The organism is Micromonospora sp. NPDC093277 (assembly GCF_044765245.1).
Lineage (GTDB): Bacteria > Actinomycetota > Actinomycetes > Mycobacteriales > Micromonosporaceae > Micromonospora.
In genome coordinates this window covers 20,095-33,355 of the sequence record NZ_JBIWJO010000025.1, presented here as the reverse complement: position 1 = coordinate 33,355, position 13,261 = coordinate 20,095, and the positions used below count along the sequence as shown (strand labels likewise).

Genomic DNA, 13,261 nt, shown 5'->3' with positions numbered 1-13,261 from the left:
CTTCCTGCTTCATCGGCGATCGCCCCCGGGACGAACCCAAGCCGAGGTCTTACACCGCCTCCACAGGCATCACATCCCGCCAGCCCGGCGGTAGACCGACCGAGTTCCCCCAACCGGCACCGCCGACGCCACCACCCGTCTGCCGTTCCGTGCAGCCCGGTGGGTGGTGCACGGTCATCGGCCCTGGCGGCGGATTCCCGGTCCCTGTCCTGCTCCGCAGGAGTCCGTTTCCTCCCCGGCCTGAAGACCGGGGTATCCACGGAGGAATCTGATGACGGTCGACGGGCAGGACTTCCGCATTCGTGAGCGTGCAAACGCCGACGAGTACGACTTCGACTGGCTCAGCGGGCCGCACGACTACGGCTTCGGCCTCAGTAGAGCCGCGCAGGCGTGTCCCGTCACCTCAACCCGGCCGCCCTCGTCGGCCGTAGGGCCAACGAAGCGAACCTGCTTGCCGGTGTGCTCCCCGACGGTGTCGGCGCGCACGAGATCGGGCAGCACGAAGGACGGCGTCGGCCTCCGGCGCGACCCGGGCGGCTGGGCGGAGAACCGCAGCGGGCGCCAACATCACCACCGCGGCGCGGAAGGCCACCAAGCAGACCGCGAAGGGCGAGGCGGCCAAGGGCCACGTGTGCCGGCAGCCCCCGAGTGATCTCGGGTCGGTGTACAGGCCGGCCGTGTGGCGGGCGGCCTGTACAACGTGCCCCGGCACACCGCCGAAGGATGGATCCGTACCCTGCGCCGCGTTACACACCGTCCTGGCCCTGCGCCCGTTTGCCGAGTAGATAGAGGCCGGTAGCTATGACGGATGAACTGGGCTATCACCGGGACGGCCAAAACCGGTCCTCACAGCCTGATCTCGCCGCGCATCCAGTAACGGTGCGTGACGGTGGAGGCCGCTGGTGTCCGCCACGTAGGGCTGCACGCTCATAGCCGACGCCGATGACAGCGAGCTGGATCGTGAAATATGGGACGGCGTGAGCGGCTGCGCTCGTGCGGCGTGTCGTCGGCCAGTAGCGCCAGCGCCACTCCAGTACTCGCGAGGTTAGGGGGCACAGAGCTGTGCTCGTAGCGTGTCAAACGTCCATTGCTGCCATCGTTCGGGCGGCCAGCCGCGTTCGCGGACGAGCAGCAGGTATAGGGCCGGACTCAGCAGCGCGAACAGAATGTCGGCCGCCGTCTCGGCGGTGATGCCGGCTCGTGCACCCGGCTTGGTAACCATGGTCTCAGCGACCGTCGTTTGCACTTGGAGCCGGGGCCGCTCCCCGTCCGGCCAGAGCTGCGCGACCTCGGCGTCGGAGGCCGCTGCGGTGGCCACCATGTCGGTGATGGCCGCCACGCGGTGCAGCACCTCGCCGACGCCCTGGACATGTGCACGGAGAAGGGCATCGGCGGTCTTCGATTCCAGTGCCTCACGGAACCACGGCCGGTCCATCGTGGCGATCGACTCATCGTCGCCGGCGATCGTGACGTCGACGAGCTCCTTGAGCAGCTTGCGCTTGTTCCCGAAGACGAAGTAGATCGTCTGAATCGCGACCCCCGCCCGGTCGGCGACCTCTTGCAGGTTCGTCGCGCCGTACCCGTTGGTGATGAACAGCTCACGCGCGGCGTCGAGGATGCGCCCCCGCGTCTCCGCCGCCCGCTGGGTCCGTGTCTTCATGCTCTTGACTTCAGCCACCGCAGTAGTCTATCTCTAGAATCTCTCACTAGATGCCACTTCTAGAGATTGGTTCTAGCATGTCTGTCATCACCGTTACCCGATTCACGATCGAGCCTGACGCTGGGGCCGCGTTGCGCACCCGGCACGCCGACCTTGTCGCCGCGATCAGGTCGGCGACGCCCGGCCTTGTCGAGACGCGACTCGGGCAGGTCGACGAGCAGACCTGGATCGGCATCTGGCGGTGGGACTCCGCCGAGCGCCTCTTAGCGGCCCGTCGGATCGCCCCCGAGCTTCCGGAGACCGCGCCCACCTTCTCGCTGGCCCGCGCGGTCACCGCCGATGATGTGACCGTCGTCGATGAGCACTGACCCGGTGCACGGCGAACTGGCGATCGAAGCGATCGGTCTGGTCAAGGCTTTCGGCGACCACCGCGCCGTTGACGGGGTGGATCTGGCTGTGCCAGCCGGCGGTGTCTTCGGCTTCCTCGGTCCGAACGGGGCCGGTAAGACCACCACTGTCCGCATCCTCGCCACCCTCCTGCGACCGGACGGCGGTACCGCTCGAGTGCTCGGCCACGACGTCGTACGCGAAGCTGACCGTGTCCGCGACCGGATCAGCCTGACCGGCCAGTTCGCCACGATCGACGCGGAGCTGACGGCGTTCGAGAACCTCACGATCCTGGCCCGGCTCCTCGGCTACGGCAGGGCCGGAGCCAGGACACGCGCCGAGGAACTGCTCGACGGATTCGGGCTTACCGATGCCGCTGGCGTAACCGTCAAGACGCATTCGGGCGGCATGCGGCGCCGGCTGGACATCGCCGCCAGCATCATCGTCACCCCGGACCTGCTGTTCCTGGACGAGCCGACCACGGGCCTGGATCCACGCAGCCGCAACCAGATATGGAGCATCGTGCGCACCCTCGTCCGCCAGGGCACCACCGTGCTACTCACCACGCAGTACCTCGACGAGGCCGACCGGCTCGCCGACCGGCTCGCCGTCGTTGACCGGGGCCGGATCATCGCGGCGGGCACACCCGCACAGCTCAAGGCGTCGGTGGGTGCCGGAACCCTCCAGGTCCAGGTACTTGAGCCGGACCGTCAGGCCGAGGCCGCGCGGCTCCTGACCGGCTCCCTCGGCGTCGCGGTCCAGACCGGCACCGACGACGGTCTGCTCTCGGCCCGGGTGGACGACCCCGCCCGCGCCTCGGCCGCGTTCGCTGACCTGATCCGGGCTGGAATTCACCTCACGACCTTCGCGCTCGGCCAACCCAGCCTCGACGAGGCGTTCCTGGCCCTCACCGGACGCAGCACCCAGGTCGACACCGACGCAGCAGCGGAGAAGACGGCATGAACACGACATCAACGACGGCGGACATCGGCCAGACCCTCCCCGACGCCGTGTCGACGCATCCGCGACCACCGCGTGCTAACCCGGTGGCGGCGTCCCTCACGTTCGCTCAGCGCGCCCTACTGAAGATCAAGCACGTTCCGGAGCAACTCGCCGACGCGATCATGATTCCGGTGCTGTTCACCGTCATGTTCACGTACCTGTTCGGCGGCGCCGTAGTCGGCTCGACACGGGAGTACCTCCAGTACCTCCTCCCAGGCACCACCGTCTTCGCGGTGCTGCTCATCACCGTGTACGCGGGCGTCAACCTCAAGACCGACATCACCACCGGCGTGGTCGACCGCTTCCGGTCCATGTCGATCTGGCGCCCGGCCCTCATCGTCGGCGGCCTGATCAGTGACGCCGGACGCAACCTCCTCGCCGCAGGGATCGTCCTCGCCCTCGGACTCGTCATGGGCTTCCGCCCCGAGGGCGGTGCCGCCGGCGTCCTGTCGGCGGTCGCGCTCATCCTCGTATTCGCGTTCGGCCTGTCCTGGGTCTGGGCGACGCTCGGGTTCGTACTTCGCACACCGAGCGCCATCTCGGCGGTGAGCTTCCTCGTACAGTTCCCGCTAACCTTCGCCAGCAACGTTTTCGTCGACCCGAAGACCATGCCCGGATGGCTGCGGACGTTCGTCGAGGTCAACCCAGTCAGCCTGCTCGTCGACGCCGTCAGAGGGCTCATGCACGGCACCGCCGAGCCCGACCGGATCGGCGTCGTGCTCCTCACGGCGGTCCTGCTCGTGGCGATCTTCGGCCCACTCACCATGCGCCTGTACCGCACCCGCACGTGACCACCGAAAACGCTCAGTCGCCGCGCCCCATGCCCACGAGGAGCAGACCGATGCTGACCCGCCTTCACCTGCCCTGCCCCAGCACAGCGGTGAGCGGCCGGACACTCGAAGTGCTCGGCCTCGACGCCGCAACCGGCACCCCCATCATCGACCTGAAACCCACGACGATCGAATTCCAACCCACCGATATCCGACAACCGGAATGGGGCACGCGCCTCATGGGACCCACCGCGAAGCCTTCGAAACCTGCCCATCGCCGAACAGCCCGACAGACGAAACGGAGTGCACCGATCAGATGCACGCTCATGCCGCCTCGATGCGCCGGCCGGTGTGCCCATCCAGTTCGTGATCAGTGGAGTCTCGGGAGCGGTGTCCGCTTGGCGATCTCCTTGCCGAGGTGCTCATTGCGGCTCCAGCGCGACGGGTGCCCCCATGGCGAAGGATTGATGAGGAATACTGCGTGCGCCGGAGACCGTTCGACGTCGTGGAGCACGCCATCAAAACCCGAGGCCAGTGGACCATCCCGGCCGCAACCGCATTGGTCGTGGCCCTCATCGGCGGAAGCGTCTGGTACTTCTCGTACCGGCCCGCTGCGCAACGCAACGACGCCGCGTACGCCGCCCTCGACAGGATCACCCTCCCGGATGGGTGGCGGGTGGCGGAAACGCTGGAGGACAAGTCTCCCCCCGGCCAGCCGCGCTGGACGCGCTTCTACATCGCGCCGAACGTGTCGGGGCCCGCGGCACTGACTGCCCTTTCCGAACGGTTCCGGCAGGCGGGCGCCCGACCCGGGAAGAGTCGCTGCTTTCAGAATCCAAACTGCGTCAGCCTGGTCTACCCGCCCAAGCACCGGATGACCATTGACGCCGACGACCGGAACATCGCCCACGAGAGCGCGTGCCCAGAGGTGCCCTCGTGCACCCAACTGATGCTCAACATGACGGAATGGCAACCGAGCGACCCCGACTGAAAGGGTGACTGATCACCAGATTGACTGATTCATTCGTGTCGGGAGGCTCGCGCTAGTAGATCGGGAACGCGTTCCTGTCAGTCGGCCTTCAGGAGATGCCAACAAGCTCATGGATGGCTTCGTATGTGTTCGGCGATAGGTCCTCCGGAACTTCTGCTTCACGAGACGGTACGAGGTCGTCCAGAAGGGCTCAGAGCTCGGCAGCACGGCCGGCGGCGTGCGCTGCTCGCATGGCGTCGATCCAGGGTGGTCATCGAGGCATGTAGGGTCGGCGAGCCAGGCTTGTTCCGCGGCCCACCTGACGCTGGGGGTGTCTCCCACCGCGAGGCAGAGATCAACGAGCTGGTGGGCGCTATCCACCACAGCGGAGGCGAGGTTGTGCGGCTGGACGTCACTGCCCGGCAGCCAAGCGGGCAGGCCCGGGAAACGGACCCGGAGCAATCCAGGCGCCGCGCCCGGGCCCGACCCAACACCCTCGGCCGGCCCGCGACTACGAAGCCCTACTTGACAACCCGCGACAGCATGAGCCGCATTGCGATGATCGACAACCTCACCAAACGTGTCACTACCGCCCCAATCTGGCGTGATGTTCCCCGGGTTTCGCGGAGCCGTGTTGGTTGGCGTCAGGCGACGGATAGGGCGATCGGGTGGAGCCTTTCATACTCGGCCGGGGTGAGCATGCCCAGTGAGCTGTGGCGGCGTTGCCGGTTGTGGAGGATCTCCAGGTACTCGAAGATCGCGTTGGCTAGTTCGATGCGGGTGCGCCACCGCCGGCGGTTGAGCAGCTCGGTCTGCATCCGGCCCCAGAAGGATTCGATCATGCCGTTGTCGTAGCAGTCGCCGATCGATCCCATCGACGGTGCCAACCCGACTCCACCGAACCCGGGGAACATCAATGTCTCCATCAAACCCGATGCAGAACACCGCCCACAACCGGCTACGCGCGATCGGCGAACGCGGAAACTCCCTACTCAAGACCACATTCAAAGCGCTACGCAACATCAGCCTGAACCCGTGGCGGATCGGCAAGATCGTCGCGGCAGCACTCGTCCCGCTCCACACCGAGCACGGCCGCACCACATGATCACCCACAGCGATCAACCCACTGCTCGGAATGGCTCAATGTGGTGCCGCGGCGTGGGGTGCGCCTCAGATCGAGGGGTTCGCGTTCGGCGCGGACGGCGACTCATGGTCGACAAAGTGGTCGCAGCGCGTCCGCGGCGATCAGGGTTGGTGGCATCCTGTGAACCATGAGGTCTATGTGCTCCGTCTATGTGGATGTCGGTTACCTGCTCAGTTCCGCAGCTGTCCGGGTGACCGGGACGTCGCTGCGCAGCGGGGTTCACGTCGACTACGCGCCGCTGATTGACGCGCTTGTGCGGCAGGCCGAGAGGATGTCGGAACTGTCAGTGCTCCGGGTGCACTGGTACGACTCAGCTAAGGACGGCGTGCCCGATCCCCAGCAGCAGCGCATCGGCGAGTTGCCCAAGGTCAAGTTGCGGCTCGGCCGGTTCGGCATGGACGGCCAGCAGAAGGGCATCGACCTGCGCATTGGGCTTGACCTCGTGACGCACGCGCGCAACGGAGCCGCCGACGTCTTCATCCTCGTCTCGGGCGACGACGATCTGACCGAGGCTGTCGAGGAGGCCCAAGTTCACGGCGTACAGGTCATCCTGCTCGCCGTTCCCAACACGGAGAACAAGCCCCACGGCATCAGCCGGCATCTGATTCGAGCGGCCGACGGGCTTGAAATCCTGCCTCCGGAGACCGTTGATCAGTCGGTGGCGAAGGTCGAAATGCCGCCGCCGTCGCCCCCGACGCCGCAGCCGGTGGCGGTCGCGCCGCCAGCCAGGCAACCGCAGGTCAAGGCTACGCCCAGGGACCTCGCCGGGCTGGGACGTCCAAGTGCGCTCCGTCCGTCGTCGTCTGTGCTTGTCTACAGCGCGGCCACCGGCCGCGAGCCGCAGGTCTCGACGGAGTATGAGGACCCCGCCGAACTTGCCGAACAGATCGACTCGGTGGTTTTCAACGTCCTGACGGCATTCCGCAAGTCCGCCACCGCGGAGGCGCTGGCGGAACTCAAGGCTGGGAAGCCATCGATCCCACGCGACATCGACAAGGCATTGCTGACCGATTTATCCGACCGTCGTGGCGAATTTGACATGAGTGAACAGGTGCGGCACAAGCTTCGGGCGCAGTTCTGGAAGAAGAATGACGAGGCGCAGTGACGCAGGTTCCCATCACTACCACGATGACCAGCGGTGACCCCTTCTTTGCACCACCTTTGGCCCCATCAGGTCACGGCCCAGCCGGGCCGAAAGAAGTCGCCGGCACCCGCCTTGGGTGCCGGTCCTCCTGCTGGCAGAGCAGAGCCCCTGCGGACCTTCGCGACACCAGTGTTCTGCGCCTGCCAACTGCGGAAAACATGGCCGATGAGCAGGACGGATTCCGCAGGCGTACAGGGGGTACGAGTGGTCGGTGAGTCGTAACGGGCGTTGGCGAGCAGATAAACGTTCACGGGTCGATCGTGATGCGGAACGGGTGAAGGCCACCGCGGGACACGTTCGAGGGCGAAGCGTTCGAGCAGGTCGGTTACGGCTGAACCAGTTGGAGGTCGCCCTGGTGATCTCGGTGCAGGCTGGGCTCGCCGCTCCTCTGGCCTGGTGGCTCGGACACAATGTGCTGGGCAACCCCTCGCCGGTCTTTGCGCCGTCCGCTGCCGTGGGCACCATCGTCGCCGCACTCGGCCAACGCGCCCGTCGTACCGTGGAACTTCTCGTCGGAGTCGGACTGGGTATCGCCGCGACTGACTTTCTGTTGATGTTGCTGGGTACTGGGTTGTGGCAGACCGGGCTCATTGTCGGCTGTGCCATCTTGGCCACGCTGCTGTTGTTCGGGCGTAGCGGGTCAGCTGTGGCGCAGGCCGGCGGCACAGCGGTGCTCCTCGCGACCCTGGCTCCGGCGCACAAGAACCTCGAGTGGCCACGGATCATCGAAACAATGGTTGGCGGCGTAGTCGGTCTCGTCGTTGTCATCCTGCTGCTACCGCTGAACCCGATGCGGATTCTCGACCGCGACGCAGCCCCGATCTACCGATGCCTCGCGGGGCAGCTGAGGGAGGTCTCCGCCGCGCTGGCAACGCACGATCAGCAGCGGGCGGTTCGCGCGTTGGAGACGCTCCGGAGCATGGGACCTGACCTGGATCGGATGCACCAAGCCCTCAGCGGCGCCGAGGAGGTCGTCAGCCTGGCACCGGCCCGCTGGCAGCGCCGCCAAGATGTGGAACGATTCGCTCGCGCAAGTGTGCAGATAGAACGGGTCATCGAGCACAGCCGAGGGGTGGCCCGCCGTTCAGCGATGGCCCTTCAGTACAAGGAGCAGATTCCTCCCGACCTGCCCGCAGCCGTGAACCATCTCGCCGAAGCCGTCGAACTGCTGCGCCGTGAACACCGTGCCGGGCGCTCGCCCGAACGAACCCACCACACGACACGCGCCGCCGCACGGCAGGCCGGCCGAGCCCGAGCACAGGGTGTCGGGGAATTCGGAGACGCGGTCGTGACCGAGGTACGCACCGCCGCCAGTGACCTACTCCGCGCCACCGGCTACGACCCGACACCCGCGAACCAGGAGGTACGCAAGGCCGTCCAAAACGGCACAGACGCTGCTCGCACCAACGAGCAAACGTAAGCCCCACCCGCAATCGACGGGGCCAAGCCCTGGGAACTATCCAAGGGCGGCTCGGCCTGCTGACCGGCTCCCCGGCTGTCCCGCCAGTCTGACCGCCTTGTGGACAGCTTCCGATTCCACCCGATCGGCAACTATCCAGCAATCGGCTCGGTCGAGGCAGGGACCGATGCGACCGGCGCCGCCTTGTTCCGAGAGTCCGGCATTGACAGGATACGATCAGGGCCATCGCCGTGTCGTCCGCCGTGACTCCCGCCGCTGTCACCGCGTCGGCCAGCGTCCTGGTCGCGGCCGGTGTTTTCGTCGCGAATCTGATCGTCCAGTACAGGAACGAACGCCGACAGATGGAGCTCGCTCGAATAAACGCCCAACTGCGCGACCTCTACGGGCCGTTGTTCGCCTTGGTGATGACCTCCGCGCAATGGGCAACCCTCAACACCTGACATGCCCGCGCGCAGACACACGAGCAGATCCGCCCGTCCGGGGTCGGTCACGGACCATTGTGAGGCGGGGAGCGGGCTCATGTGCCGGGGCGGGTACGCGCCAGCCAGGTGGCGAGCATCCGACTGATGTCCTCGCCGAGTGCCACCGCCGCTCGTGCCGCCAACGCGACGAGCTCGCCGTGCTGCGCGACAGTGACCGGCAGCTCGGGTGGTGGAGTGCGACGCCAGGTCGTTCGTGCGCCGTCCCGAGCGAGGCGGGTCACGTCGGCCTTGCCACGTTCGGCCAGGCGAGGGTCCGGGTCGAGGGTGAGCATCAGGGCAGCGCGCAACTGGACGTCGACGCCGCGGCCACGCAGGAGGCGGTAGCCGGCCCGACGCAACTCCACCCGGACATCCCCGAGCAGCTGCCACGGAAGGCCTGGCGGCAGGGCACCCGTCAAGGGCCGCAGCGCGGTGGTCACCTCCCGGACCACCGCCGGCGACGGATCCCGTAGCAGCGGTAGCGCCTCCTGCGCGACAACCGCCTCGAGTAGACGCAGGCCTCGTACGGCCTGGGCACGGACCCTGGCTTGCGAGTGGGCCAGCAGCGGCCGCAGCAGCGGGGCGTCCGCTGCCGAGCCGGTCTCGGCAAGCCCAGCGATCGCGCCCAGCGCTGGTTCTGCGGCGCTGACCGCCGTCCGGTAATGCTCCCGGGCGTCGATGCCGAGCCGGCGGGCCGCGTCCCGGGCCACCGCCCGTACCAGCGGCGCGTCATCATCCAGGTACACGACAACGTCGCCGTCCTGACCGACCCGGACCAGCCCGGTCAACGCCACCACCCGCACCTCAGCACGAACCGACCGGGCCAGGCGACGCAGGACATCGGGCCGGCGGGTCCAGACCGCCTCGCGGCAGGCCGCCTCGGCCGCCCGAACCCGGATCCCCACATCCGAGTCAGTCTCGGCGCAGGCCACATAGTCGGGAAGACGCAGCCAGTCCTGAGCCAGGACGATGTCGAACACGAACCGCCGCTGCCGGCGGCCACCCGATCCCAGCAGCCCGCGCCGCCCCTCGACGGGCGCCGACAGCAACGCCAGCCCGGCCCGCGCCCGATCCCGTACCGGCTTGACCCAATCACCGGTACGCAGCACCAGGAACGGCATCACCTCCGGGCACGGACGACCGACCATCGCCGTGACCGCGCGTTCCCGGATCCGCCCGTCAGCATGCATGCTCGCCAGCGCCATCGCGGCAGGCCCCGATGTCGCGACCGACAAACGCGCCCCGACCCGCCGCAATACAGGCTCCTGGTACGGGCCATGCCACGGTGCCTGCCGCACGTGCCGGTCCAGCCGGGCCACCAAACCCGCAACGCCAGCCACCAGCGTCAACGCCGACCGCGCCGCCGCCTCGTCAACGGCATCATCGACCTCGAGCAGCACCTCGACCAGATGGCTCAAAGCCTCCGACCGCCCCACCGCGGCACCGTCGACCGCGACGCGCACCGCCCTGAGCGGCCCGCCCTCCCCCACCTCCGACCGCTGAACCCCGCCGCCCCGTCTCCCCCAGATCACCACCCCGCCATCCTGCCCGAGCCAACAAACCCGTTCGAACTCGATTTCAGGGCCGTGGCCGACCCGCAGCCCAGCCCAGCACGGGTTGGAAAGGTTCCGGCCACTCGGCGCGTTACGTCGAGCGCTTTCGGAAGGGCCCGTGGAGGTCAGGCACAGCGCCGGGTCAGCGTGAGGCGTTACATACGGTCGGCAGTTCCCCGCCGCACGCGGCGCAGGTGAAGTCGTCGTCCTTGACGATGGTGAGCTGGTCGCAGGCCGAGCAGCGGCGGAACTCGAACGCCGTGGTGAATCCGTCGGGATGCGACAGACCCGCCCTCTCGCACGCGGCGGCCACGACCGGCCACGAGGACGGCTCGGGGCAGTACCCGGCCGACTGGTTACTCACCTCGGTGACCGTCCAGCCCGTGTCCTGCCGGGCAAAGGTGATCTCGCCGGCGCTGATCACGGGTCGGCCGCCCGAGCAGGCGACGTGCTCACTGCGCCTGGGCGCGAGCCGCAACCCACCGGCCACGTCGACGACGAACGTGTGCGGCTCGACGCGCTCGGCCGGGCTCAGTGTCGCCAGCCACTCGGCCAGATCGCCGGCCGAATCAATCCGGCAGCCACCGCCCTCGCCCGACACGACGGCAAGCACATCGGCCGGGCCGACGTAACGGTACGAGCGCTGGCGAGCAGTCACGACCTGAGCCACAGCCACGAAGTCTCACTCCCTCGGACCGAGCCATGCCAGCCGTTTCTACAGGTCGCCGACTGCACCCGTGGCGGTGAACACCTCGACCGCGCCACCTAGCCGATCGAGAAAGCCGATCAGATTCCCTGCCACCACGCCCAATCGCGGGCCATCGCTGCGGTAGACACCGGCGAGCCGGTCATCGCGCCACCGCGAACACGATGCCGCCGCCATCACCGGCGAACACGACCACGTCCGCGGGGAAGCGCCCCCGGACAGACGTCACCTCCCGGCACGCGACCAGGCCGGGGGCGTGGACGAAGTAGCCGTTGCCGATGTCCGGCAGGCTCACCTCACGTACCTGCCCGCCCCCGGGACGAACCCAAGCCGAGGTCTTACACCGCCTCCACAGGCATCACATCCCGCCAGCCCGGCGGTAGACCGACCGAGTTCCCCCAACCGGCACCGCCGACGCCACCACCCGTCTGCCGTTCCCTGCAGCCCTGAGGGTGGTGCACGGTTATCCGCCTTGGCGGATTCCCGGTCCCTGAAGGCCCGCTGAGCGGCACTGTCGAAGCCGCTTCTCACCGTGGCGATACCGGACCAAGCGTCAGCCCCTTGGCTTCGGACAGCCAGCACATCGCCCCGAGCCGGTGGAGGACGGGCAGCGGAACGGGGCGTGGTTGTTCTCGGTGCGGTGCCGATCCCACGACCCACCGACGCCGCCGATAGTGCTCACTGAGCTGGATCGTCCTCGGTCGGCCCGTCCGCGCCGGAATCACCGCCGGCGGAATGCTGCGGGAGAAAGAGGGTGAAACAGGGCCGCGCTCCGGCGCGGGTGAGAACCAGCCGTCCGCCCTCCGCCTCCGCGAGGGCCCGCGCCAACGGTAGCCCGAGGCCGCGACCTGCAGCTCTACTACGCGAACGGTCAAAGAGGTCCGTCGATCGCATCGGGTCCGGCCCCGGGCCCTCGTCGCAGACATCCACGGCGAGGGCCCCATCGACGTTCCGGGCCCGGACGGTCACCGCTCCGCCGCCATGCTCGATCGCATTGTCGAGCAGCACCCCGAGGGTCTGGCGGATCGCGACCGGCGAGGCCGTGATCATGGGCAGTTCGACGTCGCGCTCGATGCGCAGCGCCCGCCCCTGACCGCCGAGCGATCCGATCCGTGCGCGATGTATGTCGTCCAGGATCGCGTCGATGTCGAGGCGCTCCCGGGTCGCGGTGTCGGACCGAGCCACAGCGAGAAGATCCTCGATCGTATGTTCGAGCCGGTCGGCGGCTTCGATAGCGCGGTGGGCAGCCTGGCGCAGCGCGGACTCGTCGCCGTCGAGCGCCGATTCCAGAGCAAGCCGCAATCCCGTGAGCGGCGTACGGAGCTGGTGCGAGGCATTGGCGCTGAAGGCCCGTTCGCGGGCGAGGAGGTCGTCGAGGCGAGCCGCGGTGTGGTCCAGAGCGGCCGCGGCGGTGTCGATCTCGGGAATCCCGCTGCGGCCGGCGCGTACCGTGAAGTCGCCGTCGCCGAGCGCGTGGGCGGCTCCGGCGAGATCGGTCAATGGCTGGGTGAGGCGCCGCGCCTGACGGCGCGCGACGAAAGCCGCAGCGGACAGCGCCAGAGCCGCCAGGGCAAGCATCGCCGACCAGCTGAGCCAGGTGCGATGGGCGACGGATCGGGCAGAGGAGGCGACCCGCACGGCGCCAACGACCCGCTCGCCGTCACGGACCGGCACCGCAGCAAGAATCTGCCCCTGTGTCACGCGCTCGGCCAGGCGCCCGGCCAGCGCATCGGTGACGACCGGGTCGATGGTCGCCGGCCCCCGGCCGGCAACCCGCCCGGTGCCGGCGGTGTAGACGCTGACTGCCGTGTCGGACTCCGTGCTGGGCAGCTCGACCGGATCGGCGCCATGGAGGCTGTCGATGGAGACAGCAGCGGCAGCCTGCTCGGCGAGGTGGGTCAGCTCGCGCTGTTCGCTGTTGAGGTAGACCTGCCGTACGGCGGCGCCCAGCGGCATCCCGAACATCAGCAACGCGAGCAGTGCGGCGCTCAGGGCCAACCGTAGTATTCGTCGGCGCATTGCTGCCTCTTCCCGCCTGCACTCG

The 13,261-nt window shown here is 68.1% G+C and carries 12 protein-coding genes and 2 pseudogenes; 8 read left to right on the top strand and 6 right to left on the bottom strand.

Going from position 1 to position 13,261, the window contains the following annotated elements; translation table 11 throughout:
* Nucleotides 1-1,045: 1,045 nt before the first annotated feature.
* Entirely contained in the window at nucleotides 1,046-1,678 is a 633-nt protein-coding gene (locus tag ACIRG9_RS31045) for a TetR/AcrR family transcriptional regulator (protein WP_402863920.1), read from the bottom strand.
* 59 nt (nucleotides 1,679-1,737) lie between these two features.
* Here ACIRG9_RS31045 and ACIRG9_RS31040 point away from each other — a divergent pair, with 59 nt between their 5' ends.
* The 4 genes from ACIRG9_RS31040 to ACIRG9_RS31025 all read left to right on the top strand — a co-directional run bounded on the left by ACIRG9_RS31040 (nucleotide 1,738) and on the right by ACIRG9_RS31025 (nucleotide 4,810).
* A complete protein-coding gene (locus ACIRG9_RS31040) occupies nucleotides 1,738-2,028 on the top strand; it encodes an antibiotic biosynthesis monooxygenase (protein ID WP_402863917.1) in 291 nt (96 codons plus the stop codon).
* A complete protein-coding gene (locus ACIRG9_RS31035) occupies nucleotides 2,018-3,010 on the top strand; it encodes an ATP-binding cassette domain-containing protein (RefSeq protein WP_402863914.1) in 993 nt (330 codons plus the stop codon). Before ACIRG9_RS31040 ends, ACIRG9_RS31035 begins: the two co-directional genes overlap by 11 nt.
* Nucleotides 3,007-3,840, top strand: a complete 834-nt coding sequence (locus tag ACIRG9_RS31030; protein WP_402863911.1) for an ABC transporter permease — start codon at nucleotides 3,007-3,009, stop codon at nucleotides 3,838-3,840. The genes ACIRG9_RS31035 and ACIRG9_RS31030 overlap by 4 nt, the downstream gene beginning before the upstream one ends.
* A gap of 460 nt (nucleotides 3,841-4,300) precedes the next feature.
* Complete coding sequence (locus ACIRG9_RS31025; RefSeq protein ID WP_402863909.1) at nucleotides 4,301-4,810, top strand: hypothetical protein; 510 nt, start codon at nucleotides 4,301-4,303, stop codon at nucleotides 4,808-4,810.
* Between the two features lie 623 nt (nucleotides 4,811-5,433).
* Here ACIRG9_RS31025 and ACIRG9_RS31020 read toward each other — a convergent pair.
* Nucleotides 5,434-5,679, bottom strand: a pseudogene (locus tag ACIRG9_RS31020) (integrase core domain-containing protein); the annotation flags it as partial.
* Between the two features lie 50 nt (nucleotides 5,680-5,729).
* Between ACIRG9_RS31020 and ACIRG9_RS31015 the strand changes: the two are divergent.
* The 4 genes and pseudogenes from ACIRG9_RS31015 to ACIRG9_RS31000 form a co-directional block, all read left to right on the top strand.
* Nucleotides 5,730-5,894: pseudogene (locus ACIRG9_RS31015) on the top strand (IS5/IS1182 family transposase); the annotation flags it as partial.
* A 175-nt stretch (nucleotides 5,895-6,069) separates the two neighbouring features.
* Nucleotides 6,070-7,038 carry an NYN domain-containing protein gene (locus ACIRG9_RS31010; protein WP_402863906.1) on the top strand — a complete coding sequence of 323 codons (969 nt, stop codon included), beginning with the start codon at nucleotides 6,070-6,072 and terminating at the stop codon, nucleotides 7,036-7,038.
* Nucleotides 7,039-7,432: 394 nt separating this feature from the next.
* Complete coding sequence (locus tag ACIRG9_RS31005) at nucleotides 7,433-8,497, top strand: aromatic acid exporter family protein (RefSeq protein ID WP_402863903.1); 1,065 nt, start codon at nucleotides 7,433-7,435, stop codon at nucleotides 8,495-8,497.
* A gap of 230 nt (nucleotides 8,498-8,727) precedes the next feature.
* Nucleotides 8,728-8,937 carry a hypothetical protein gene (locus tag ACIRG9_RS31000; protein WP_402863900.1) on the top strand — a complete coding sequence of 70 codons (210 nt, stop codon included), beginning with the start codon at nucleotides 8,728-8,730 and terminating at the stop codon, nucleotides 8,935-8,937.
* A gap of 77 nt (nucleotides 8,938-9,014) precedes the next feature.
* On the opposite strand, the gene ACIRG9_RS30995 is transcribed toward ACIRG9_RS31000, so the two are convergent.
* The 4 genes from ACIRG9_RS30995 to ACIRG9_RS30980 form a co-directional block, all read right to left on the bottom strand.
* Nucleotides 9,015-10,394: a HEAT repeat domain-containing protein gene (locus tag ACIRG9_RS30995; protein ID WP_402863897.1), complete on the bottom strand. Its 1,380-nt coding sequence runs from the start codon at nucleotides 10,392-10,394 to the stop codon at nucleotides 9,015-9,017.
* Nucleotides 10,395-10,653: 259 nt separating this feature from the next.
* Nucleotides 10,654-11,187, bottom strand: coding sequence for a hypothetical protein (locus ACIRG9_RS30990; RefSeq protein ID WP_402863894.1), 534 nt, complete (start codon nucleotides 11,185-11,187; stop codon nucleotides 10,654-10,656).
* A gap of 172 nt (nucleotides 11,188-11,359) precedes the next feature.
* Nucleotides 11,360-11,512 (bottom strand): hypothetical protein, encoded by a 153-nt coding sequence (locus tag ACIRG9_RS30985; RefSeq protein WP_402863891.1) that lies wholly within the window; start codon nucleotides 11,510-11,512, stop codon nucleotides 11,360-11,362.
* A gap of 383 nt (nucleotides 11,513-11,895) precedes the next feature.
* Nucleotides 11,896-13,215, bottom strand: coding sequence for a sensor histidine kinase (locus ACIRG9_RS30980; protein ID WP_402863888.1), 1,320 nt, complete (start codon nucleotides 13,213-13,215; stop codon nucleotides 11,896-11,898).
* Between the last annotated feature and the right edge of the window lie 46 nt (nucleotides 13,216-13,261).